This window comes from Pseudomonas sp. LBUM1655 (assembly GCF_059716085.1).
Genome location: NZ_CP166801.1, coordinates 4,048,168 through 4,072,488, shown reverse-complemented (window position 1 = coordinate 4,072,488; position 24,321 = coordinate 4,048,168). Strand labels below are relative to the sequence as shown.

Genomic DNA, 24,321 nt, shown 5'->3' with positions numbered 1-24,321 from the left:
TTCCAAAAAAAGATCAAGAGATCGCAGCCTGCGGCAGCTCCTACAGGGAAATTTTGCAGATGATCAGAATGATTTGCCGGGCTTAATAGGAAGCATTACTATTCACGCCCCTTTCCTCACCACGCCGCCCATACCCCCATGCGTCCCCGCAGACCCGGCTTTTTCGAGCATTACGAAGAGTTGATCGGCACCTGGACTCGTCGCCTGCGCAATCGCGCGCAGGCCGAGGATCTGGCGCACGACACCTTTGTGCGGGTGCTTGAGTCCGATTCGGCGGCGGTGCAGCAACCCCGGGCGTATCTGCATCAGACCGCGCGCAATATCGCGGTGGATGGGTATCGGCGTGAGGATCGGCGCGGCGCCATGGAGTCAGAGGCGATCGATCACAGTGTGTCGTCGTTCGGCGACCCGGAGCATTACATGCATGCGATCCAGTTGGCCGACTCCATCGAACGGGCGCTCACCGAGTTGCCGGTCAATTGCCGCAAGATTTTTGTCTGGCAAAAGATCGAAGGGTTGACCCAGGCGGAAATCGCCGAACGCCTTGGCCTGTCCAAGAACATGGTCGAAAAGTATATGATCCGCACCCTGCGGCACCTGCGTGATCGCCTCGACGGGCTGCAGTCATGAGCGGCCGCCGCTTTTCATCCCCAGCCCAACAGGACATTCCATGATGGATTCTCGTGATTGCGCGTGCGGGCAAACGACGGTGCGCGATGACGCGGCTCGCTGGTTTGTACGTTTGCAGGAGCCGGCCATCAGTGCCGACGAGCAGCAGCGCTTTGACGCCTGGCTGAACGAACATCCGCAGCACCGTGACGAATTTCAGTTGCTGCAGGGTTTGTGGACGGCGGCGGATCTGCTGCCGGCACCACGTCTCAAAGCCCTTGTTGAAACCACGCCTGCGCGCCGCGAACGGCGCCCGTTGCTGCGTTATGCGGTGGCGGCCAGTGTGCTGGCGGTGGCGCTTGGACTCGGGCTGTTCAGCGGTTTGAATCACCCGGGGGGTTACAGCGCCGAGTTTTCTACCGCCCTCGGCGAACGCAAACATGTGGCTTTGCCGGACGGCTCGGTGATCGATCTGAACAGTCGCAGCCGCTTGCAGGTGCGCTATGAAAAGGACCGCCGCGTTATTGAGTTGAGCGAAGGCGAAGCGATGTTCAGTGTTGAGCACGACAGAGCCCGGCCGTTCGTGGTCGAGGCCGGTAGTGGCAAGGTGACGGTCACTGGCACTCGTTTCGATGTGCGCCGTGATGTGTCGCAGACCCGTGTCGCGGTGGAGCAGGGCACGGTGAAAGTGCAGGGGCATGATGCGCCCGAAAACGAGTTCATCAACCTGACCGCAGGCTTGGCCACTTATGTCGATGGGCAAGGCAAAGTCGCGGCGGCCTACGCGGTCAACCCGGCGGAACTGACGGCGTGGCGCAGCGGCAAACTGGTGTTCAACAACGCCAGCCTCAGTGAGGTTGCTGCTGAAGTGTCGCGTTATCGCGACAAGCCGCTGACGGTCGCCAACCCGGCCGTAGCCAGTCTGCGGCTGACCAGCGTATTCAAATCCGACAACACCGACGCCTTGCTCAAAGCCTTGCCGAGCATCCTGCCGGTGGCCGTTCGCACCCTCGCCGATGGCAGCCAGGAAATAATTTCAAAATAGCATTCAGGTTTTTTTCGAGTTCATCGTCTTCCTGTTCAACTGCAACTGGTTTGCATTAACAGCCGCACACTCTTGCGATCCACAGGACTACGTTCGACGTGAAAACCATCCCTGCCAACAACAAGAAATCTCCTTGGTTGCCGCTGGCCCTCGCGCTGGCGGTCAACGCTGCCATGCCTTTGGCATTCGCGGCCGACGCCATTCATATCCGCGCCCAGCCGCTGGGTCAGGCCTTGAGTGAACTGGGCCAGCAAACCTCGTTACAAGTGTTTTTCAGCCCGGAGCTGGTCGCCGGCAAACAGGCTCCGGCGGTCGATGGTGATATCTCGCCGGAGCAGGCGTTGCGCCAATTGCTGCAGGGCAGCGGTCTGGATTATCAGATCAACGAAGGTTCGGTAACCCTGTCCCCGGCTGCGACTTCTGCCGCCACCAACGGCCCGCTGGAGCTCGGCGTGACCGACATCAAAGTGGTCGGCGACTGGCTCGGTGATGCCGACGCCGCCGTGGTGCAGAACCACCCCGGTGCGCGCACGGTGATCCGCCGCGAAGCGATGGTCGAGCAGGGCGCAATGAACGTCAGCGACGTCCTCAAGCGTGTGCCGGGCGTGCAGGTGCAGGACTCCAACGGCACCGGCGGCAGCGACATCGCGCTGAACGTCGGCGTACGCGGCCTGACGTCGCGTCTGTCACCGCGCTCCACCGTGCTGATCGATGGCGTACCGGCAGCGTTCGCGCCGTATGGTCAGCCGCAACTGTCGATGGCGCCGATTTCTGCGGGCAACCTCGACAGCATCGACGTGGTCCGTGGCGCCGGTTCTGTGCGTTATGGGCCGCAGAACGTCGGCGGGGTGATCAACTTCGTCACCCGCGCGATCCCGGAAAAAACCACCGGTGAAATCGGCACCACCCTGGAAACCACACAGTACGGCGGCTGGAAACACATTGACACCGCGTTCCTCGGCGGCACCGCCGATAACGGCATGGGTGTAGCGTTGCTCTACTCGGGCGTCAACGGCCACGGCTATCGCGAGCGCAATAACGGCAACGACATCGACGACGTGCTGCTCAAGACGCACTGGGCGCCGACTGATCAGGACGATTTCAGCCTCAACTTCCACTACTACGACGCCAGCGCCGACATGCCCGGTGGCCTGACGCAGAAGCAGTACGACGACAAACCCTACGATTCGGTGCGCGACTACGACAACTTCACCGGTCGGCGCAAAGACGTGTCGTTCAAGTGGATTCGCCAGATCGATGAGCGTACCCAGGCCGAAGTGCTGACCTATTACACCGACAGCTTCCGTGGCAGCACCATCGCCGCCCGCGACCAGAAAACCCTCAGCTCGTATCCGCGTTCCTACTACACCTTGGGCATCGAGCCGCGTGTGTCGCGCGTGTTTGACGTTGGCCCGACGACTCAGGAAGTCAGCGTCGGTTACCGCTATTTGAAAGAGGCGATGCACGAGCAGTCGAGCCGTCTGGCGCTGGTCAACAATCAGCCGGTGGTTACGCCGACCTCCGACGGCCATGTGTTTCAGGATCGCACCGGCGGCACTGAAGCCAACTCTGTGTATGTCGACAACAAAATCGACGTCGGCAATTGGACGATTACGCCGGGTATTCGCTTCGAACACATCAGCACCGACTGGCACGACCGCGCCGTGCTCGACACTGCCGGCAAACCGGTACCGGAGAAAAACCGCAGCATCGAGAGCAACGAACCGCTGCCGGCGCTGAGCGTGATGTATCACTTGTCGGATGCGTGGAAGCTGTTCGCCAACTACGAGACGTCGTTCGGCAGCCTGCAATATTTCCAGCTCGGTCAGGGTGGTTCCGGTGACAACACCGCCAACGGTCTGGAGCCGGAAAAGGCCAAGACTTACGAGATCGGTACGCGCTACAACGATGACGTGTGGGGCGGGGAAGTGACGCTGTTCTACATCGACTTCGACGATGAACTGCAATACATCAGCAATGATGTGGGCTGGACCAATCTTGGTGCGACCAAGCACCAGGGGATTGAAGCGTCGGTGCATTACGACATGGCAGCGCTCGATCCGCGCCTTGATGGCTTGACCGCGAATGCCGGTTTTACCTATACCCGTGCGACGTATGAAGGGGAGATTCCGGGGTTCAAGGGACGTGATCTGCCGTTTTATTCGCGTCAGGTGGCGACGGTGGGGTTGCGGTATGACGTCAATCGCTGGACCTACAACATTGATGGTTTTGCTCAGTCCAAGCAGCGCTCGCCGGGTACCGGGGTGAATGCTGATGGCAGTTTCAATGGCAATTACATTACTGACGGTACGGCGGATGGGCAGTACGGCGATATTCCGGGTTATGTGACCTGGAACGTGCGCGGGGGGTATGACTTTGGGCCGCAGGTGTCGAATCTGAAGTTGGGGGCGGGGGTGAAGAACGTCTTCGATAAGCAGTACTTTACGCGTTCCAGTGATAACAATTCGGGGATGTATGTGGGGGCGCCGCGGACGTTTTTTGTGCAGGCCAGTGTGGGGTTTTGATTGATTGGTTGATTGGGTGAATATCCGTTTTTGGGGTGATGGCTGATTAGGGTTCCGCCCTTACGGCGGGTCACTTTGGCAAACGCCCCAAAGTAACCAAAGGTCTGTGCCCTGACGTACGGCCCTCGCTGTGGCTCAGGTTCCTTCGCTGCGGGATTGATCCGGGGGCATCGCCTCCGGTTTGCTTCGCTGCACCTCCTCTCGATGTGTTTGGCTTCGCCAAACGGTCGCTGCGCTCCCACCCCCGGATCAATCCCTCCACTCAGCCTGCCGACGGGCGTTTGAGATCAAGAGCGGTACTCGAGCTTGCGCTCATTGTGTTGAGTGGGGCGGCATGCGCCGCGTGCGGGGTGTACTCGTTTTCTTGTGGGAGCTGGCTTGCCAGCGATGGCGGCCTGATAGCCGACCAGGCTCTGGCGGGTCTACTCATTCCCTGTAGGAGCTGCCGAAGGCTAGGGCCGCGATCGGACGATCTTTTGATCTGCTTTAGCTTTGGCTTTGGCTTTTGATCTTGCTCTTCAGCCCATCGGCAGGCCGAGAGAAGGTGTTCATCCGGGGGTAGGCGCGCAGCGCCGTGCGGCGAAGCCGCACACATCGAGAGGAGGTGCAGCGAAGCAAACCGTAGGCGATGCCCCCGGATGGACACCGTAGCGAGGGAACACTGAGCCTCAGCGAAGTGCCGTACGTCAGGGTAGAGCCTTTTGGGTTACCTTTTCGGCGTTTGGAAAAGGTGACCCGCCGTAAGGGCGGAACCCTAATCAGCAACACCCGCAGCAACGGATATGCCCCCAACCCCAACCCCAACCCCAACCCCAACCCCCAAACAACAATCTGGCAGATGCACTAAGTTCAGACTTTCAACACCTTCCCACCAATGGCCACCGCCACCAGCAACACCGCCATCAACCCGAAAGCAAAACTCAAACTGCTGGCATGAGCAACAAAACCAATCACCGCCGGCCCCGCCAGAATCCCCGCATAACCCAACGTAGTAATCGCCGGCACCGCAATACTTTCCGGCATCACGGTTTGTTTGCCCACCGCCGTGTACAACACCGGCACGATATTTGAGCAACCGGCACCGACCAACGCATAACCGACCAGTGCAGCCTCCCAGCTCGGTGCGAACGTTGCCAGAAACAAGCCTGCCGCCGCCAACAGGCCACCAAACAAAATAATCCGCGTCGCCCCGACAATCCGAACAATCCGGTCACCCATCAAGCGTCCGGCGGTCATGGTCAGAGCGAACGCCGCGTAACCCAGCCCCGCATACGCCGTGTCGATCCCGCGCTCTTGCGCCAGGAACACCGCACTCCAGTCCAGCGCCGCACCTTCGGTGAGGAATACGATGAAGCACATCCCGCCGATAAACAGCACGATGCCGTGGGGGATGGCGAATGCAGGCCCGGAGCTTTCGCTGCCATAGGGCAACATGTGCGGTACACACTTGAACAAAGCGGCGATCAACACCGCCACCACCACCAGCATCGCGCCCAACGGCGAAAGGCCGAGGCCGAGCAGGGCGCTGACGCCCGCCGCCCCGACGATGCCGCCAAGGCTGAACAGACCGTGGAAACCCGACATCATGTTCTTGCCGCTCGCACGCTCGACGATCACCGCTTGCAGGTTTACCGTCGAATCCACCGTGCCGAGGCCGGCGCCGAACATGAACAGCGTGGCGATCAGCGCCGGAATCGACGACACCGTCGCCAGCAACGGCAATGCCGCGCAGATCAACAGCGTGCCGCCAGTTGCCACTCTGCGGCAGCCGAATCGCGTTGCCAGAATCCCCGCCATTGGCATCGCCAGAATCGAACCGACGCCCAGGCATAACAGCAACAATCCCAGCGTGCCCTCATCAAGCCCGGCCCTAGTCTTGGCGTACGGCACCAGTGGCGCCCATGCGGCAATGCCGAGCCCGGCGATGAAGAAAGCGATGCGCGTGGACATCTGTTGCAGGCGTCCGGGGACGAAAGTGTCTTGGGGGTTGAGGCTGGTCATATCGATCCTTGGCAAAAAACGTCGCGTCCCCGAAGGACAGTGATTGAGCGTCGAGGTTCGATCGCAGGTGTTCCGGGGACGTGCAGTCGACATCCTAACCTGTGGGAGTGAGCCTGCTCGCGATAGCGGTGGATCAGTCGACATTTTTTTGCCTGGCACACCGCTATCGCGAGCGGGCTCACTCCTACAGGTGGTTGCGGTTTACAGTGGACTACTTTGGCAGCAGGGACACAAAAGTGATGACGCAGTTCTACGATGCGCGGGACAACATCTACGGAGTGATCTCTCCCGAGGCGCTACGCATGGCGGGAATCGACTTGCCGACCAGCGCTGGCGAATGTGCGTCATCACGCCAGACCTGGAGTCATCACGCCGTCGCTCTCTGCTGCGAATGGCCCGAAGGTCAGCGGCCAGCAGACAGCAAATCCCACCGCAGCGACGGTCTGCTCGTGGGTCCGTTCCAGGCATCGCCGCCATTTGACGTGCTGATCATCAACACCGACGGTACCCTCGCCGAGCGCAGTGGCAATGGCCTGACGATCTTCTCGCAAGCCCTGACCGAGCAAGGTGTACTGCCCGAGCAGGGCGCTCTGTTGCGCGTGCATCATGACAAAGGGAGCGCGGTTGAGACCTCTGTGAAGCCGGCCGAAGTCGAAGGCGTGAGAGGATTCTGGCTGGATCTCGGCCAACCCGAATTCGGCCCGTCCGCGGTCGGTGCACAGAACGTAGAAAGCCGCGAATTCAACGGCTGTGGAACAAGCCATATTCAATCCCTGGCACAACTCGACCCCTCGTGGAGCCACAGCCAGTTCGTGCGTATCGGCAATCCGCACTGCGTGACGTTGCTGACAGAAGTTGCCGCGCTGCCCAGTAACGAACAGATGCGCGCATCGCCACTGAACGAAGGCCTGACGCGAATCGCTTATGCCATGCCCACCGGCTCAGGGCAGCCCTGTCCGGCGGGCGTAAATCTGCAATGGGCCGCGCGCGAGTCCGCACGATGTATCGTCGCCCGGGTGTTCGAACGCGGCGAAGGGCCGACGGCCTCCTCAGGCACCAGCGCCAGCGCAGTGGCCTCATCGGCGTGGCGGGTCGGATGGGTCGAGGCAGGTGAAGTACACGTCGTCATGCCCGGCGGCACGGCGCCGATCCTGCTCGAAGAAGCAAATGGAGAATTGCTGCGCCTCAGCCTGTTCGGTACGGCCCAACCGATCCTCTAGAGCTGCCGAAGGTTTGCGATACCGTCAATTAGCCTTGAACAACGTCACGCTCACCACCTGATCACCCTCGACAACCAGCCGCAGCAACGCCTGCGGAGTGGGCAACGCCTCAAAACACTCAATAATCACCGAGTGCGCCGACGTCGCCAGCAACGACAAGCTTCGGGCGTGCCTCAACTGGCGTTTCACCGGGCGCCAGTCCCGAGGCCAAGCCGGTTTTGAGGTGTACGCTCAGCGGTGGGCCAACCATGCCCGAGGCTACGATCGCAGCGAATGACACCGCTCCACGCAGGCGCGGGTCGAGGCCGTGGCTAGCTGCAAATGCCCGTACACGACACCCTTAGACGAACTCCACCACCGGCATCTGCCGCTTCATCAACACCTCGCCGCCGCGAATCGAATACAGCGGCAAGCCCTGACTGCGAATAACCTCGTAATCGCTGTCCGCCGACAGAATCAGCAGGTTCGCCGGGCGCCCCTGTTCCAGGCCATAACGCTCGCCCAAGTGCATGGCTTTGGCGCTGTTGTCGGTCACCAGATCCAGCGCACTTTGCAGGTTGCGGTAACCGAGCATGTGGCAGATGTGCAGCCCGGCTTCCAGCACGCGCAGGATATTGCCGTTGCCCAGCGGATACCACGGATCGACGATTGAATCCTGGCCAAAACACACGTTCATCCCGGCTTCCAGCAACTCGTTCACCCGGGTCACGCCACGGCGTTTCGGGAAGTTGTCGAAGCGTCCTTGCAGGTGAATGCTTTCGGTCGGGCAGGAGACAAAACTGATCCCGGAGTGGCCAAGCAGGCGGAACAGTTTGGCGCAGTAGGCGTTGTCGTAAGAGCCCATTGCCGTGGTGTGGCTGGCGGTGACAAGGGCGCCCATGTCGCGGCTGCGTGCCTCTTCGGCGAGCACTTCAAGAAAGCGCGAATGCGGGTCGTCGGTTTCGTCGCAATGCACGTCGACCAGGCAACCGGTGCGCTCGGCCAGGTCCATCAGGAACTTCACCGAACTCACACCCTGATCGCGGGTGTACTCAAAGTGCGGAATCCCGCCGACCACGTCCGCGCCCATGCGGATCGCTTCTTCCATCAGCTCGCGGCCGTTGCGGAATGACTCGATGCCTTCCTGCGGGAATGCGACGATTTGCAGGTCGATCAGATGACGACTTTCCTCGCGCACTTCAAGCATGGCTTTGAGTGCAGTGAGTTGCGGGTCGGTGACATCGACGTGGGTGCGCACGTGCTGGATGCCGTGGGCGGCCAGGGTCTGAATGGTTTTCTTGGCGCGGGTCTTGGTGTCTTCTTCGGTGATGGTGACCTTGCGCTCGCCCCAGCACTCAATGCCTTCGAATAGCGTGCCGCTCATGTTCCAGCGCGGCTCGCCAGCGGTGAGGGTCGCGTCGAGGTGAATGTGCGGCTCGACGAAGGGCGGCACCACCAGATTGCCGCCGGCGTCGAGGTCGTCCGGGCCGAGGGACGGCGCTTCGGTCTGGCGGGCGATGCTGCGGATCAGCCCGTCCTCAAGGTGCAATTCGTGCAAACCTTCCTGGTTGCGCAATCGGGCGTTGATGATGTGCATCAGGCGAATCCTTTTTTATAAGTCTTGAAGTGGCGCGCTGGCGCTGCGGGCGCCGAGCAGGCCGGTGACGATGACATACGTTAGCGCGGCAGCGGCGATGCCTACCAGCGGCGCAACCCACGGCGAGCTGAACGCGGCGACGGTGCCGACCCCGTAGGCCCCGAGGCCCGGCCAGTTGAAGGCCGGCAGCCGTGCGTCGGCCAGGCGCGGATAGTGCCCGCGCCAGCGGAAGAAGAAGTCGGCCATGATCACCCCGCCAATCGGCGGGATCACCGTGCCGAGCAGAATCAGATACGGCACCAGCATGTCGTACATGCCCAGCAGGGCGAGCAGGGTGCCGATCACTGCGCCAGCCAGGGTTACGGTTTTGCGTCGGCCGGTGCGCAGCAGATTGCAGCCGGCGACGGCGAAGTTGTAGATGGTGTTGTCCTGGGTGCTCCAGATATTGAGTAGCAGCATGGCCATCGCGGCCATGGCGAAGCCTTGCAGGAGCAGCACTTCCACCACGTCCGGTTGTTGATAGACGATGGCGCCGTACGCACCGATCAGCACCATCAAGCCGTTGCCGATGAAAAATCCGATCAGGCTGGCCAGCACCGCGACTTTTGCCGAGCGCGAAAAGCGCGTCCAGTTGGTCGCCTGGGTCGCGCCGCTGACGAAGGTGCCGAACACCAGGGTGATCGCGGTCGACCAGTCCAGCGAGCCGCTTGGCACCACGCTGAGCAAGCCCTCGAAACCGCCGACTTTCACCGTCGCCACCCACATCGACAACATCAACAGCAGCATCATCGCCGGCACCGAGATGTACGACAGAATCTCCAGGCCGCGATAGCCGACATACGCCGTGGCGCAAAACACCAGGCCGAACAGCACCATCAAACCCAGCACCGCGCCTTCGCCCAGATCAAAGTATTTACCGAGCACCACCGCAGCGGTCGCTGTGCCCCAGGCGTACCAACCAATCTGGGTGAAGCCGAGGATCAGGTCGCTGAGCTTGCTGCCGACTTCGCCAAAACAGAAACGACCCATCAGCACCGAGTTGAGACCGCTCTTGAAAGCGATGTAACCCAGGCCCGCCGCGTACAGGCCGAGCAGCAGGTTGCCGACGATGATCACCGCCATCATCTCGGCAAAACCGAACGCCACACCGAGCTTGCCGCCGGCAAACATGGTCGCGGTGAAGAAGGTGAAGCCCAGCAATACCATGGCGGTCGAGGCCAGGCCTTTGCGTGCATGCATGGGGACTTCACTGAGGGGGTAATCGTTGCCGGGATCGTTTTGCGTCATGGGGCGTTCCTTGCTGAAAAGGGGAGACGCGGGGGAGGGTTGCAGTGGTCGTGCCAGGTTTGAGTAGCGTCCGTCCCAATGTTTGAAGATGTCTAAGTTATTGATTGTTTAACATCTAAGTGTTGGATCAGTAGGCATGTCGTGTTCTAACGAATTTATTGTTTGTGTGAAAACCTTCATATTTTGAATTAAGTATGGATTGCTCCCATAGTCTTGTTGGAATAATCCTACAGGATATTAGTCTTATTCCTGCCTTTAATTTATTGACCGTAAAGGCTTGATCCAATATATCTATAAGTGCAAGTGATTCACGATTTTTCAGGAAATTCTAATGGCGATACAAGGATGTGCGATGAATATTCGAAACGTTGATATCGAAACTATTAAAGATGTTATTCGGGCGGACGGCGTTATGATGAGCGCTGTCTTTGGGGAGAAGTACGTAGATCCACTTCTTATGCAAGTTGAGAACACTCCCCCGGGAATGGAACTGACTAGGCCAGTACATACGGGGGCGGCAACAAGTAATTGTACTCAATGTTTCAGTCGGTGTTGCTATGCTTCTTACTCTCCGAAATCAATAAAAAGTGGCACCTGTTATGGACTGGTATCCAGAGCCAATGTAGTCGTTTTTAACTAGGTATGTGCCGCCTCAAGGCGGCATTTCAATTGACATAAGGAAGTGTTAGTGAGTGATTTCTCGATGGTTGATTCTATGGCGACTTATTCTGGCTCACACAGGGTTTTAGTGAATGAATTTTTAAATAGCCTGTATGAGAGTAAAAAGTTTGATCTTGCTTGTCTGATTGATAAGAAGCTGGCTAATGCCTTTGCTATACACGTGGCAAATAAGGTTGAAAGCTATGTTCGCCAATCCATCGAGGCAGAGGTGTCACATGTTAATGAAAACCTTGGGGTCAGTATGGCCTACGAGGATTTTTTAGAGCAGGACGAATTGTATCTCGAGTTTTTGAGGAAGTACGAGTCGCTGAGGTACTTGCTGGATAAACTTTTTGTGGATGAGCTAGAGAATTTCTCACTAGTTAAAGAGTGTTTTGCAAAGTCGCTTCCAGAATTGCTGCGTAGTGGTTTTTTGGATGGTCCTCATGAAGTGAGTGATGTGTTTTTGCTGGGAGACGAGAGTCACGATGGAAATAAAAACGTGGCACTTTTTTATGTTCAAGGATGCCCTGCTTTTGCCTTGAAGTTGCGTGATTTGGAGTTGGAAAGGAAAACAAGCGAGTTTCTTGGAGCTTTTTTCAATGAACAATGTGGTATTCGCGGTTGGGAGTTTCCAGAATATATATCGGGGCAGGGTTTCGGGTGGGTGAAGTGGTGTGATCAGGTTCCTTTGAAAAGCAAGGCGGAGGTAGAGAATTACTATAGATTGGCAGGTTATTTGATTGCTGCGGCTGCGTCGTTAGGAATTACCGACCTCCATTATGAAAATATCGTAACTCATCAAGGAAACCCCGTTCCGGTCGACTTGGAGGCGGTATTTCATCATGTCTATGTTGATGCGCCGCGTTTGGGAATACCCAGAACAGGGCTTGTGCCGAATGTTATTAAGTACACAGATGGACTTGCCGACACCGAGCACGCGGGCATAGGAAATATATTTCGGAAACAATCCGTTAGAAAAGCATCATTAAACACAAATCCAAATGCGGTGGTGTTTGATGGTGAGGTACAGAATCCAATAGACTATATTGAACATATCGTTGCAGGTTGTGTTGAATGCTACAAGGTCATAATTTATGAGTATCAGCGTTTTGTAGAGTTTTTGAATCAAACTTCTAATCTAAGAAATAGAATAATCTTGAGAGATACGGCTAACTATTGCTTGGTGATTGAGGCTTCCTATCATCCGCGGTTTCTAAAGAATAACCAGGATAGAAAAAAATACATCGAGTCTTGCCTAGGATCAGTCGAAGATCATCGGGCTGACTCCGCTCTCTTAAGGGCGGAGGTTGAATCCTGCTTTTTTGGGGATGTTCCCAGATTTACTTCTTGTGCGAAAGATCTTGCTGTTTGGTCAACTCATGCTGCTGAAAGTATTAAGCTGATTAATTATGTAAGCGGATACGACAGTGTGAGGGATAATTTATATCGCATAGTGAATGAGGGGTTTGGTAGCGAGATTCAATTTTTAAAGTGTGTATACCGAGAGGCGGAAAAAATAGTTGAATTGAACTGTAGGTTTGATCAGGTTCATGGTTTTGAGGAAGAAGAAGGTTCTAATTGCTTGGTTCTAAAAGCAACGCCTTCTGCAGTAAATATAACTGCTAAACACATGATTGATACTCGGTCTCCTCCTTTAATGTTTACTAGTAGGTGTGAAAGCTATCTCGAGTTAACTACCGTAGGGTTTGATTTGTTTTCAGGTTCGGGTGGGCTTGGTTATCTCGCTGCTACTGGGAGATTATTCGAATCAGAATCAGAGAATAAGGAGTTTTTGTTTGCATATTTTGAGATGATTTTAGGTGATGAGTTGCTATCGTCGTCTCCAATAGGTGGAGCATATGTCGGTGGGCTAAGTTCTATAGCGCCAATTTTTATAGATGGAAATTCCTCCTTTATTTCAACTGCAACCGATAAAATTGTTGCGGCTTTTTATTCTGAAGAATATAAAAATCTAGGTTCGGGCTTGATCTATGGTCTTGCTGGAGCTTTGGTGGTGGCCAGCTGTTATTTTCAATTGTCAAAGAAGGAGGAGTGGCAAGATGTTTCTAGATTACTATTCGAGGCGTTAGTCGCGAGATCTGAATTAGACGGTGAGCAGATAATATTCCCTAGTAATATCTCAATGCATCCTAAAAAAATATTATGTGGGCTTTCGCATGGACAAGCAGGTATCGCTTATTCGATCGCTGTATATGCGATGGTTTTTGATATATCTGATGAAACGGTCATTCCATTGATAAAAGGCGTAATTACGTCGGAAATCAACTGCTTCGAGCGGCAACTTGGCAACTGGCCAGATTTAAGACATAAGCCTCGAAGCATAGAGCTTCAAAATGAGTTTGGATGGGCGCATGGAGGCGCGGGAATTATTTATGTTTTCGATTTTTTGAGAAGACATTTTAATATCGACGTGCTTGACAGGTTTTTGCAGGAGCACAATTTTCGAGCGATGTTCGAGAAGAATTTCAAAGCTTCGGCCAGTAAAGAAAATTTCTCAGTTTCAAACGGAGTGTTGGGGGTAGAGTTAATTTATCAGCGACTATTCAAGAAAGCTTTGAACGTCGATTTAGAAAGTAAGTATTGGTCGATTCAGGGGGCGTCTACTTTAGGGTGTGGTCTGATGAAAGGGTGTGCCGGAGAGCAACTAGCCCTGAATTCTCTAATGACGGGTGACCAATCTTTTCCTCTGTTGCCTCATGAACTGTTCAAACTGAGTTTTCGGGAAGTATCCAAATGAATGTCAAAGGATTTGTTGATACTTATACGCTACTGAAGTTGTCCATGAAATCAAAGGACGTAAGTCGTTTGGCCTTTTTAGTAGTGTTGATTTTCCTTACCGCGATAGGTTTTGGTCTCGTACCGTTATTTTTGCAGAGGATGCTTGCGGTTGCATCAGGTAATCATGAGCAGTTTTTGATGTTTTTGAGCCTGGTAGTCGGCGTTATTTTTATATCTCAGGTGTTTTCTCATTTGTCCGATGTAATGACAATGATGTTTATCCAGCGGGTGAATATAAATCTTGGTGAGATGTTCATTAAGAGATCTATTCGTTTGTCTGCATGTGAGAGCCTGATAAAAGGCCCGGCGCAACTGGCGCAGGTGCTGCAATGTGCTTCTGCGAGTATGGATAACACAATTCGATCAATGCTGGTTAGTATACTACCCTCTATCGTTCAAATATTCGTATCGTTAGTTGTGTTGTGGTTTTTTAAAGATTTTTTCGTAATGTTCATGATTTTTTTGTATGTTTTTACGTATGCAATTATTAGCTCTTCAATGATTGGGCGCTTGTCAGAGTTGTTCAAGGTTGTGATATTGAAAGAGATGGGGAGTTCAAAAACCATTCATGGCATTGTTTCTAATATTGAGACAATACGTATATATTTGGCCGATGAATTTCTGTTGCGTTTTTTTCGTGAAGATCAAGAAGGTGTTTATCAGTCTTGGTTGGGTTTTTATAGGAGAAGTACTTGTCTAGAAGTTTTTAGGGTATGTGTTTTTTCGCTTGTTTTTTTTGTTGTTCTTTATGAGTCTTCACTAAGGTTACTTTCCGGAGAGATAGGTGTTGGTCATTTTGTAATGGTTGCAGCCTATATGTTTCAGGTGTGTCAGCCATACGATGCTCTTTTAAAAAGTATTGGTAGCATGATTGAATCACTCGGTGGCTTTGCACCCTTGCTGAAACATCTCGACGCTTGTGAAGTTCGGCATGTTGGTAAAGGTAATGAGCTTCCGAATATTAGTCATCACCTGGAATTTTCTAATGTTCGATTTTCTTACCCTGAGCGACCTACAGAAAAGGTGCTGCACGATTTGTCAATCCGATTTATTCCGGGTGAAGTAGTTGCGATCACCGGTCCATCTGGTGTGGGTAAGTCGACAATTGTCAAGTTGCTGATGCGGCTCTATACACCCTCTTCGGGTTTAATTAAATATGGTGGTGTTGCGATAGAAGATTTGTCTGATCAAGACTTCTATTCTAGGTTTTCTTTCGTATCCCAAGAGGTTGGTTTATTCAGCGGGTCGTTAAGATTTAATCTAAGAATCGCTGATCAAAATGCACCTGATGAAAGATTAGAAGCAGTTTTAAAACTTGCTGACCTTGGTGGATTCCTAAAAGGCTTGCCATCCGGGCTGGATACGGAAATTGGAGACAGGGGTTTAATGTTGTCGGGAGGCGAGCGTCAACGTCTTGCCTTGGCAAGAAGTTTTTTGCGAGACCATAAGGTCGTCGTTTTTGACGAGAGCACGGCATTCCTTGATGAGGTTGCTGAGCGAGCAGTGATCTCAAATATCAAAAAATATAATGCGTCTAATATTGTGATCATTGTTGCTCATCGAGAGTCGATATTAAAGTTGGCTGATCGAGTGGTCTCGTTTAATGGCGAATTTTGCGTGGAGCTTTAATCGTGAGAATATTGTCTGTTTCAATTAAAGGGTACCGCTCTGTTGATGATGTGTTTCTGAATCTTGATGGTTTGAATATTTTTCATGGTGAAAATGGAGTTGGGAAAACTAATTTATATAATGCACTCAAGCTCGTGCAGGCTGCTGCAACGGGAGAGTTTTCGAAGTTTATCGTTCGGGAGGGTGGCATGCAGTCGATCCTTTCGGAGAATTCAAAGCGCAATGCAGATCGTTCAAAAATTATTTTTGAAGTGCGGTTCTCGACTTTTTCAGATGATGATGGCTATTACAGTTACGGAATCACAGCGGGACTAGTACCGCAAAAAACCGCTTTTGGAGAAAAGATTGTATTGGGCGATGGTTTTGAGTTTGAACCTCAAATCAAAACTGAAAAACTGATTTTTCATAATGGACGGAAAAGTCATACTTTGATGTTCCGAGAAAATGGTTTCTTGAAGGTGATGGATCGAGAAATGGCCGTTCTCGACATGTCGAATGCTATTCGACTATTCCCCTCTGCTACGGCATTAAGCTCTCTCACGGATGCAGAACGTTTTCCAGAGGTGTTACGTGTCAAACATGAAATTATGGGGTGGCGTTTTTATCACGGTTTCAGGACTGATATTGAGTCGCCCATTCGCAAGCCTTGCTACGCAGTTAGTGACACGGTACTTCATTCGTCTGGAGCAAATCTTGCTGCGGTTCTGGCGACGCATAAATATATAGTTCAAGATCTCGATGTTGTTGAAGAGTTGATTGCGGATACATTCGGAGGGGCTATTTTGGAGATTTCAAGGCCGGAACGTACCGTTTCTTTTGGACTTCGATTTCCTCAAAGTAATCGCACAAGCAATGCGTGGGAACTGTCTGACGGCACTTTGCAATATATTTGCCTAGCTGTTGCGCTGACATCCAGTTCTTTGCCTCCATTCATTGTTTTGAATGAGCCTGACAACAGTTTGCATCCCGATATGCTCAGGTCGTTGGCTGTTTTGATTAGTTCTGCCAGCAAGCGATCGCAGATTTGGGTTGTTACTCATTCACCGATATTGAAAGATATTCTTGAAGAGTCAGGGACGTCTAAATCTCGGCATGTCATTAAACGGGGGCTTCATACATGGATTGAAGGGTTGGCTCTAAATGGTGAAGTTAATACTTTTTGACACAATCGAAAGCTGGGATTTTGATTCACACAGCGCATGGATAGGCATGAAATTGGTGCATTGATGATGCATCTTGGCACACTGATTCTTCGGCATTTAGCGACTCTATATGAGTGGTTTGGCCTTTGTGCACTTGCGCCATTCCGGGACGCGGACGCCTCGCGTCAAAGAAATCGCAGCAATGCAGCGACGATCGCTTCAGGGGCGTCTTCCTGGACGAGGTGGCCGGCGTTGGGGATTGGGTGAAATTGTGATCCCGGGATCATCTGGTGTAACGCCCGACCCCGTTCGATGGGAATCCATTGGTCGTCCTCACCCCAGAGAATCTGCACCGGGCAGCGTATCGCCGGGTACAGATTTTCGGCTTCACGGGTATAGCGTTCGTCCATCTGCGCGATCTGCCGATAGAACGCCGCTTGCCCCGGATCGCCGAGCCACGGCTGCACGTACGGGGCCAGTTCATCATCGGGAATATCCCGGTGAATCGCCCCGCGAATGTAGGTCGGCACGATGGCGCACTGGATGTAGTCCGGCAGGCCGCTGAACGCCGCTTCATGCTGGCGCACGTGCTGCACGAACGGCGACCCCCACGGCGTCAGCGCCACCGGGTCGATCAGTGTCAGGCTGCGGTAATCCTTTTCGTTGAGCAGATGCGTGCGCAGTACCGTGGCGCCGCCGAAGTCGTGGGCGACTACGTCGGGGCGCTGGATGTTCCAGTGATCGAGCAGTTGCGCGAGGAGTTGGTTTTGCACGCCGAGTGACACGTCAGCGTCCGGTTGTTCCGAGCGCCCGTAGCCCAGCAAATCGAAGTAATGCACGCGGTGCGTGGCGAAAAAGTGCGGCGCGATGCGATGCCAGACATAGGACGAGAAGGGCGTGCCATGCACGAACACAAGCGGCGGGCCGTCGCCGCGTACGGCATGCCGCACCGGGTAGCCGTTGAAGTCAAAGACCTGATCCAGCAGCCAGTCCGTCATGGGCCTGTCCTCTTGGCGGGTTTGAGCCAAAGAGCATAGGCATAAAAAAACAGCCGGGGAGGCTGTTCTCTATTTCCCTGGATAAACACCGATCCCGTAGGAGCTGCCGAAGGCTCGGGCCGCGTTCGGCAGCTCCTACACGGGGCATCGGTGTTGGATCATTCGCCGCGATAGATGCAACCGCTGGTGCAGGTCTCATGAATACGGATCGCGCTGAGTTCCGGCAGCAGCGGCTTCATTTCATTCCAGATGAATTTGGCCAGCACTTCACTGGTCGGGTTTTCCAAACCGGGAATGTCGTTCAGGTAGTTGTGATCCAGACGCTCGTACAGCGGCTTGAAAATCGCCTTGATCTCGGAGAAGTCGCGGATCCAGCCGGTGTGCGGATCAAGGTCGCCGCTGAGGTGAATCGCCACCTTGAACGAGTGACCGTGCAGACGCCCGCACTTGTGGCCGTCCGGGACGTGCGGCAGGCGGTGGGCGGATTCGAATGTAAATTCCTTGAAGATTTCCACAGTATTTTCAGCTCTGTTCAGATGGCGTTCGCCGCAGCGATTCGGGCAGGCCGCGAGTTTATCAGCTTGTGTTTGGCCGTGCTGACTAAAGGGTCAGCAAGCGTTCGGCGAGGCGACCGTTGGCAGTCAGTTCGAGGAATTCGTCACCGAGGCGCCGGCTCTCGTCCATTGCCGCGTGCCAGTACTTCTGTCTGCTCGACGCATCGCCCATGAAGCGTTTGAAGTCGTTCCTGTCGGGCAGTTTGCCGTAGGGCAGGCGCGCCAGATACTCCTTCGACGGCGCCAGCAACAGCACGTCCTGCAAGCGCTCCACCGATGCGCGGCGCCACGGCAGGGTTTTGTCGAACCAGCCCGGAATCACCCGGTCGGTGAAGTGCGGATAGAGCACGATGCCGTCGCCGCTGTAGGGCAGGTCGAGGTGATAGTCGAGCAGACCGCCGTCGCGGAACGTCCCCTCACCCGCGCCCGGCAAGTCGCGCACGCCCTCCATCACCATCGGGATCGAACCCGAGGCCAGCAGTGCCTGGCGCAGATTGCCGGCGTTGAGCGCGACGAAGCGCGACGGGAAATCGTTCAGTGCGTTGACCGGTGGCGCCAGGCGCGGATCGTGAATGATCAGCCGTTCGAAGTGCCGCGAGAGCCGCGCGCGACCACGCAGGTTGTCGGCGATCACCGAGCCCAGCGCCAGGCCAAGTCGGCCACGATGATCATCAGCGAGGCGGCCCTGGCTTTTGACCACCATGATGTTCAGGCGGTAATCGGCGTTGTTCAGGATGCTCGCGTCGCGACCGTCGAGCAGGTCGTTGAGCATGCGCTGCGAGCTCTGACTGATCTCGGCCATGGTCACGCCTTTGTTGAAATTCTGCTCGGCGTACAAGCGCCCGAGGCGGCGGATGCCTTCGGCGGCATCGGGCAGGCAGGCACTGGCGAAGCGCCAGGAACCGACCGAGGCGCCGATCAGCGAGCGCTCGCGTGGCGCGCTCGGCAGCCATTCACCGAACAACGCCAGATCCAGCCCCTGAATCCCCAACGCCTTCGGCCCACCGGCCGCGCCGGGCAGGGTGCCGACGTCGGCGGCGTTCAGACCCTGGGCTCGAATCCGCGCCATGGCTCGGGGGCCGGCCTTGAGGGTGAGGGCGGGGAACTTGATGTGGATGGCTGTCATACCGGTCTCGATCGTTAGCAAGCGAAGGATTATAGAACCACTGCTCCCACAGGGGGGACCCTTTATTGCCTTGGAGCAATGATGGCAATTCAGTTTCAGTTAAGTTGCTCCCGCTAAGGTGCCCACCGTCGCAACACATAAAAAATACGGAGACATCCATGAAAACCCTGACTGCCCTTTCCCTTGCCTCGATCCTCGGCCTCACTGCCAGCCTCGCTCACGCTCGCGATCTGGGACCCGATGAAGCCCTGCGTCTGCGCGACGCTGGTACTATCGTCTCCTTCGAGAAGCTCAATGCCACGGCACTGGCCAAACACCCGGGTTCAACGATCACCGAAACCGAGCTGGAAGAAGAGTACGGCAAGTACATCTACCAGGTCGAAATGCGTGATCCGCAGGGGCTGGAGTGGGATCTGGAATTAGACGCGGTCAGCGGGCAGGTTCTCAAGGATCATCAGGATACGTAATGAAGGTGAATGTTCGCGCCACCAGTCGCACTGCGTTGGCGCTTGTGATTTTCTGCTCGGCTGCGATGGCTCGCGACCTCGATCAGGACGAAGCCCTGAAGCTGCGTGAGCGCGGGGTGATTCTGCCGCTGGAGCAAGTGCTGCAGCAGGCCATGGATCGCTATCCCGGGGCGAAACTGCTGGAAGTCGAGCTGGAAGAGAAACATGACGTCTACATTTATGAAGTCGAGTTGCTGACGGCCGAGGGTGTTGCGCGTGAGCTGCACCTGAAAGCCGATACCGGTGAACTCGTGAAAGACAAGGAAGATTGATCGATGCGTTTGCTTCTGGTGGAAGACCACGTACCGCTGGCCGACGAATTGATCGCGGGCCTGCAACGCCAAGGCTATGCGGTGGATTGGCTGGCGGACGGCCGCGATGCGGTGTATCAGGGCAGCAGCGAGCCCTATGACCTGATCATCCTCGACCTCGGCCTGCCCGGTGTACCGGGGCTTGAAGTGCTGGCGCAATGGCGCGCGGGCGGTCTGGCGATTCCGGTGTTGATCCTGACGGCGCGCGATTCCTGGGCCGAACGTATCGAAGGCCTCAAGGCTGGCGCCGACGATTACCTGACCAAACCGTTTCACCCCGAAGAGCTGCACCTGCGCGTTCAGTCGTTGCTGCGTCGCTCCAAGGGCCAGGCCAATCAAAGCACGCTAAAGGCTGCCGGCCTTCATCTGGACGAGGGCCGCCAATGCGTGACCCGCGACGGTGCGGACATTCTGCTGACCGCCGCCGAATTTCGCCTGCTGCGCTATTTCATGCTGCATCCGGAACAGATCCTCTCCAAAAGCCACCTCGCCGAACACCTCTACGACGGTGAGACCGAGCGCGACTCCAACGTCCTCGAAGTCCACGTCAATCACCTGCGCCGTAAACTCGGCAAAAGCGTGATCGAAACCCGTCGCGGCCAGGGTTATCTGTTCGGCGGGCAAGCTTCGTGAGATCAATCCAGCGCCGCTTGAGCCTGGGTTTGATCAGCGTGATGGTGGTCGTCGGCCTGGTGCTGGCGCAAACCAGTCTGTGGTTGTTTGAAATGGGTTTGCAGCGCTACCTCGAAGCCGGGTTGCGTAACGACAGCGAGAGCCTGCTGGTGGCGCTGGTGCGCGGGCCGCAGGGTTTGCAACTGGATGAGCGACACTTGTCGCCGGCCTATCAGCGGCCGTTTTCCGGGCATTATTTCCGCATCGACTTTGCCGAGAGCCATTGGCGCTCGCGCTCGTTGTGGGATCAGGATCTGCCGCTGCTTGAACGCCCTGGCCTGCACAGCAACCTGCAATTGGGGCCGGACGGTCAGCAGTTGCTGGTGCTGCGTTCGGACTATCGGCGGCTGGGGCAATCGATATCGATCAGCGTCGCCCAGGATTACACCCCCGTGCGCGAGAGTTTCCAGCGTATGCGCCAGATCGGCCTTGGCTTGGGATTGGCCGGGTTGCTACTGATTCTGTTTTTGCAACGGCTGACCGTGCGCCGCGCCCTGAAGCCGCTGGAAAAGGCCCGCGAGCAGATCGCTCAGTTGCAGCAGGGCCAGCGTTCACAACTGGACGATCAGGTGCCCGTTGAGCTGGAGCCGTTGGTAGCGCAGATCAACCATTTGCTCGCGCACACCGAAGACAGCCTCAAGCGTTCACGCAATGCCTTGGGCAATCTGGGCCATGCGCTGAAGACACCGTTGGCGGTGCTGTTGAGCCTGGCGTCGAGCGAAAAACTCGATGGCCATCCCGAGCTACGCAAGATCCTCAAGGAACAACTGGAACAGGTGCAGCAGCGACTTAACCGCGAACTCAATCGCGCACGGCTGTCCGGCGATGCGCTGCCGGGTGCGCTGTTTGATTGCGACGCGGAATTGCCGGGGCTGTTGGCGACGTTGAACATGATCCACGGCGAACATCTGGCGTTGAGCTATGTGGCGCCGCCGGGGCTGCAATTGCCGTGGGATCGTGAGGATTTGCTCGAGTTGCTCGGCAACCTGCTGGACAACGCCTGCAAGTGGGCGGATGCCGAAGTGCGCTTGAGCGTGATCGAGCGGACTGACGGTTTTGCTCTGAGCGTTGAGGATGACGGGCCGGGGATTCCCGAGGAGCAGCGCGCTCAGGTATTCAGCCGGGGCGCGCGGCTGGATGAGCAGACTCACGGGCATGGTCTGGGATTGGGGATCGTGCGCGATATCGTCGATACGTGGGGTGGGTTGTTGGTGTTGGGCGAGAGCGAGTGGGGCGGGTTGAAGGTGGTGATCGAGTTGCCTAAACGCTGATCACCCAAACACCACCAATCCCTTGTGGGGGCGAGCCTGCTCGCGAATGCGGTGGGTCAGACACATCATCGTTTACTGACACACCGCTTTCGCGAGCAGGCTCGCTCCCACATTGGGTTTTGCAATGGGCCGTCAAACCCGAAACTGATCCATCAAACTCTGCTGCTGATTCGCCAGGCTGTTCAGCGACTGACTCACCCGCGCCGACTCATTCGCCTGCTCCGACAACGACTCCGTCACATCGCGAATCGTCGCCACGTTGTTGTTGATCTCCTCAGCCACCGCGCTTTGCTCTTCGGCGGCACTGGCGATCTGCAGGTTCATGTCGCTGATCACCGTCACCGCATCACCAATCTGCCGCAGTGCGGTCACCGCTTGGCCAACCTGCTCGACGCTGCCCTGGGCCTGACGATGGCTGTTGCCCATCGAACCGACCACATCCTGCGTGCCGCTCTGCAGTTGCTCAATCACCTGACGGGTTTCTTCCACCGACTCCTGGGTGCGGCGGGCGAGGTTGCGGACTTCGTCGGCGACCACGGCAAAACCACGTCCGGCTTCACCGGCACGCGCCGCTTCAATCGCCGCGTTGAGCGCCAACAGGTTGGTTTGCTCGGCGATGGCGCGGATGGTTTCCAGCACGGCGCCGATCTTCTCGCTGTTGGCGGCCAGACCTTCGACCTGAACCATCGCCGCGCTCATGTCGGCGGCGAGGGTGTCGATGCTGGCGGTGGTGCGGTCGATCACGGTCAGGCCCTGGCGGGTGGCGCGATCAGCATCCTTGGCCGCTTCCGCTGCTTGCGCGGCGCTGCGGGCGACGTCCTGTGCCGTGGCGCTCATTTCGTGGGAGGCGGTCGCAACCTGATCGACCTGACGGTATTGCTGTTCCATGCCGGCGCTGGTCTGGGTGGCGATCGCCGAAGACTGGTCGGCGGTGTTGCGCGCGTCCTGCACCGAGCGTTTCACCTCGGCGATGATCGGCTGCAACTTGTCGAGGAACTTGTTGAACCAACCGGCCAGTTGACCCAGTTCATCCTTCTTGTCATAGGCCAGACGTCGGGTCAGATCACCTTCGCCGCTGGCGATGTCTTCGAGCATGCGCGCGACGCCGAGGATCGGTTTGGTCACGCTGCGCGCCATCAGCCACACCAGCAGCAAGCCGATTAACGCGGCGAGTACACCGAGGCTCAATTCGATCAGGGTGCCCGAGGTGTTGCTCGTATCCAGTTGCTGCTTGAGTGCTTCGGCGCGCTCCACCAGCACTTTTTCCGGCACATCCAGCAACACCGCCCATGACGGCCCGCCGGGAATCGGCTGGAACGGCGACAGCACTTTCAACTGGCCGTTGCTGTGCAGGCTGCTGACGCTGGCGCTCGACGACAGCATACGCAACAGCTCGGCGCCGCTGGTCTTGTCCACGGCATCCAGGCGCTGGCTGAGTTTGCCGGCGTCCGGGCTGTAACCGGCGAGCAGGCCGACCGGGCTGATGATGCTCACGGCGGTCTGACCGTCGTAGAGCTTTTTACTCGCGCCCTGACTGATCGCTTGCAGGCTGTTGAGGTTGATGTCCACCGACAGCGAGGCGATGACTTTGCCGTTGACCATCAGCGGGAAGACGATGCTGGTCATCAGCACGTTCTGGCCATCGATCACATAAAAGTACGGTTCAATCACGCACGGTTTGAGCGTGTTGCGCGGGCAGGTAAACCAGGCGTTGGCCGCCTGGCCGCTGGGGCCGGTGCTGGTGTCGGCCATGTCGCTTTCCGGCAGGGCCATCGAGGTGACTTTGCCCGGGGTCGGTTGCGACCAGTACAGGGCGAAGCGGCCCTTGTCGTTGCTGCCCAGTTCGGCCTGGCCGGCGAACAATTCGTCCTTGCCGTCCAGTGCGTTGGCTTCGAACACCAGCGACAGGCCGAGCAAGTCAGGGTTGGCTTGCAGGGCTGACTTGACCTGACGGGTCATGTCTTCGCGCAGGTCGAAGGCATCGAGGAAGCGTTTCTCGGCCTGTTCACGCAGGAACAGCACCTGCCGCGAAAAACCGTGGCCGTACTGATAAGCGTCCATGAACTGCTGGCGAATGCCCGCCGCTTGCACCTCGCCCTGAGACTCGATGCGCGCCTGCGCCGATTCAGTGAGCATCTCCATGCTCGAAGCTTTCACCAGTTCGGAACTGTGCTCCATGCGATACAGCGAAAGACCCACCAACAGGGTCACGATACCCGCCAGGCAAAGCCCGGCAAGCAGGGTGATTTTCCATTGGATGGAAAGTTGTCTGAGCGACATGGAAACATCCTTATTCGATAAATATCTGAGACTTTGCACTGTAACGGCCGCGTTTCGGCTTTCTTTATGCTGGAAACACAATAGGGCCGATTGCCGCATGCGGAGGC

The 24,321-nt window shown here is 56.1% G+C and carries 18 protein-coding genes and 2 pseudogenes; 11 read left to right on the top strand and 9 right to left on the bottom strand.

Annotation, left to right across the window (positions count from 1 at the left end; translation table 11 throughout):
• Window positions 1-138 precede the first annotated feature (138 nt).
• The 3 genes from ACA074_RS18125 (at window position 139) to ACA074_RS18115 (ending at window position 4,179) form a co-directional block, all read left to right on the top strand.
• Window positions 139-630 carry a sigma-70 family RNA polymerase sigma factor gene (locus ACA074_RS18125; RefSeq protein ID WP_497677525.1) on the top strand — a complete coding sequence of 164 codons (492 nt, stop codon included), beginning with the start codon at window positions 139-141 and terminating at the stop codon, window positions 628-630.
• Between the two features lie 40 nt (window positions 631-670).
• Complete coding sequence (locus ACA074_RS18120) at window positions 671-1,654, top strand: FecR family protein (protein WP_497677524.1); 984 nt, start codon at window positions 671-673, stop codon at window positions 1,652-1,654.
• 98 nt (window positions 1,655-1,752) lie between these two features.
• Entirely contained in the window at window positions 1,753-4,179 is a 2,427-nt protein-coding gene (locus tag ACA074_RS18115) for a TonB-dependent siderophore receptor (RefSeq protein WP_489881074.1), read from the top strand.
• A gap of 849 nt (window positions 4,180-5,028) precedes the next feature.
• Here ACA074_RS18115 and ACA074_RS18110 read toward each other — a convergent pair.
• Window positions 5,029-6,180, bottom strand: a complete 1,152-nt coding sequence (locus tag ACA074_RS18110; RefSeq protein ID WP_497614866.1) for an MFS transporter — start codon at window positions 6,178-6,180, stop codon at window positions 5,029-5,031.
• A 239-nt stretch (window positions 6,181-6,419) separates the two neighbouring features.
• On the opposite strand from ACA074_RS18110, the gene ACA074_RS18105 reads away from it, so the two are divergent.
• Window positions 6,420-7,400, top strand: a complete 981-nt coding sequence (locus ACA074_RS18105) for a diaminopimelate epimerase (RefSeq protein ID WP_497677523.1) — start codon at window positions 6,420-6,422, stop codon at window positions 7,398-7,400.
• 24 nt (window positions 7,401-7,424) lie between these two features.
• On the opposite strand, the gene ACA074_RS18100 is transcribed toward ACA074_RS18105, so the two are convergent.
• The 3 genes from ACA074_RS18100 to codB all read right to left on the bottom strand — a co-directional run bounded on the left by ACA074_RS18100 (window position 7,425) and on the right by codB (window position 10,263).
• A complete protein-coding gene (locus ACA074_RS18100; RefSeq protein ID WP_401266316.1) occupies window positions 7,425-7,589 on the bottom strand; it encodes a hypothetical protein in 165 nt (54 codons plus the stop codon).
• Between the two features lie 151 nt (window positions 7,590-7,740).
• A complete protein-coding gene (codA, locus tag ACA074_RS18095) occupies window positions 7,741-8,976 on the bottom strand; it encodes a cytosine deaminase (protein WP_401266319.1) in 1,236 nt (411 codons plus the stop codon).
• Window positions 8,977-8,991: 15 nt separating this feature from the next.
• A complete protein-coding gene (gene codB / locus ACA074_RS18090) occupies window positions 8,992-10,263 on the bottom strand; it encodes a cytosine permease (RefSeq protein WP_497677522.1) in 1,272 nt (423 codons plus the stop codon).
• 688 nt (window positions 10,264-10,951) lie between these two features.
• Between codB and ACA074_RS18085 the strand changes: the two genes are divergently transcribed.
• From ACA074_RS18085 to ACA074_RS18075, 3 genes are read left to right on the top strand one after another with little or no spacing between them, the layout of a single operon-like run.
• Window positions 10,952-13,684 carry a DUF4135 domain-containing protein gene (locus ACA074_RS18085; protein ID WP_497677521.1) on the top strand — a complete coding sequence of 911 codons (2,733 nt, stop codon included), beginning with the start codon at window positions 10,952-10,954 and terminating at the stop codon, window positions 13,682-13,684.
• Entirely contained in the window at window positions 13,681-15,354 is a 1,674-nt protein-coding gene (locus ACA074_RS18080) for an ABC transporter ATP-binding protein (protein ID WP_497677520.1), read from the top strand. Before ACA074_RS18085 ends, ACA074_RS18080 begins: the two co-directional genes overlap by 4 nt.
• Before the next feature lie 2 nt (window positions 15,355-15,356).
• On the top strand, window positions 15,357-16,517 hold the full coding sequence (locus ACA074_RS18075; protein WP_497614856.1) for an AAA family ATPase: 1,161 nt from the start codon (window positions 15,357-15,359) through the stop codon (window positions 16,515-16,517).
• Window positions 16,518-16,681: 164 nt separating this feature from the next.
• Here ACA074_RS18075 and ACA074_RS18070 read toward each other — a convergent pair whose 3' ends face one another.
• The 3 genes from ACA074_RS18070 to ACA074_RS18060 form a co-directional block, all read right to left on the bottom strand.
• Complete coding sequence (locus ACA074_RS18070; protein ID WP_497677519.1) at window positions 16,682-17,494, bottom strand: alpha/beta fold hydrolase; 813 nt, start codon at window positions 17,492-17,494, stop codon at window positions 16,682-16,684.
• Window positions 17,495-17,652: 158 nt separating this feature from the next.
• Complete coding sequence (gene queD, locus ACA074_RS18065) at window positions 17,653-18,009, bottom strand: 6-carboxytetrahydropterin synthase QueD (RefSeq protein ID WP_003223505.1); 357 nt, start codon at window positions 18,007-18,009, stop codon at window positions 17,653-17,655.
• A gap of 85 nt (window positions 18,010-18,094) precedes the next feature.
• Window positions 18,095-19,174, bottom strand: coding sequence for a patatin-like phospholipase domain-containing protein (locus tag ACA074_RS18060; RefSeq protein ID WP_497677518.1), 1,080 nt, complete (start codon window positions 19,172-19,174; stop codon window positions 18,095-18,097).
• 158 nt (window positions 19,175-19,332) lie between these two features.
• Here ACA074_RS18060 and ACA074_RS18055 point away from each other — a divergent pair, with 158 nt between their 5' ends.
• From ACA074_RS18055 to ACA074_RS18040, 4 genes are read left to right on the top strand one after another with little or no spacing between them, the layout of a single operon-like run.
• Window positions 19,333-19,641, top strand: coding sequence for a PepSY domain-containing protein (locus ACA074_RS18055; RefSeq protein ID WP_187677596.1), 309 nt, complete (start codon window positions 19,333-19,335; stop codon window positions 19,639-19,641).
• Complete coding sequence (locus ACA074_RS18050; RefSeq protein WP_187677597.1) at window positions 19,641-19,952, top strand: PepSY domain-containing protein; 312 nt, start codon at window positions 19,641-19,643, stop codon at window positions 19,950-19,952. The genes ACA074_RS18055 and ACA074_RS18050 overlap by 1 nt, the downstream gene beginning before the upstream one ends.
• Before the next feature lie 3 nt (window positions 19,953-19,955).
• Window positions 19,956-20,624 (top strand): response regulator transcription factor, encoded by a 669-nt coding sequence (locus ACA074_RS18045; protein ID WP_187677598.1) that lies wholly within the window; start codon window positions 19,956-19,958, stop codon window positions 20,622-20,624.
• Window positions 20,621-21,934, top strand: coding sequence for a sensor histidine kinase (locus tag ACA074_RS18040; protein ID WP_187677599.1), 1,314 nt, complete (start codon window positions 20,621-20,623; stop codon window positions 21,932-21,934). Before ACA074_RS18045 ends, ACA074_RS18040 begins: the two co-directional genes overlap by 4 nt.
• A 132-nt stretch (window positions 21,935-22,066) precedes the next feature.
• Here the strand turns inward: ACA074_RS18040 and ACA074_RS18035 are convergent.
• Both ACA074_RS18035 and ACA074_RS18030 read right to left on the bottom strand, forming a co-directional pair.
• Window positions 22,067-22,660, bottom strand: a pseudogene (locus ACA074_RS18035) (methyl-accepting chemotaxis protein); the annotation flags it as partial.
• 264 nt (window positions 22,661-22,924) lie between these two features.
• A pseudogene (locus ACA074_RS18030) lies at window positions 22,925-23,893 on the bottom strand (methyl-accepting chemotaxis protein); the annotation flags it as partial.
• Window positions 23,894-24,321 lie beyond the last annotated feature (428 nt).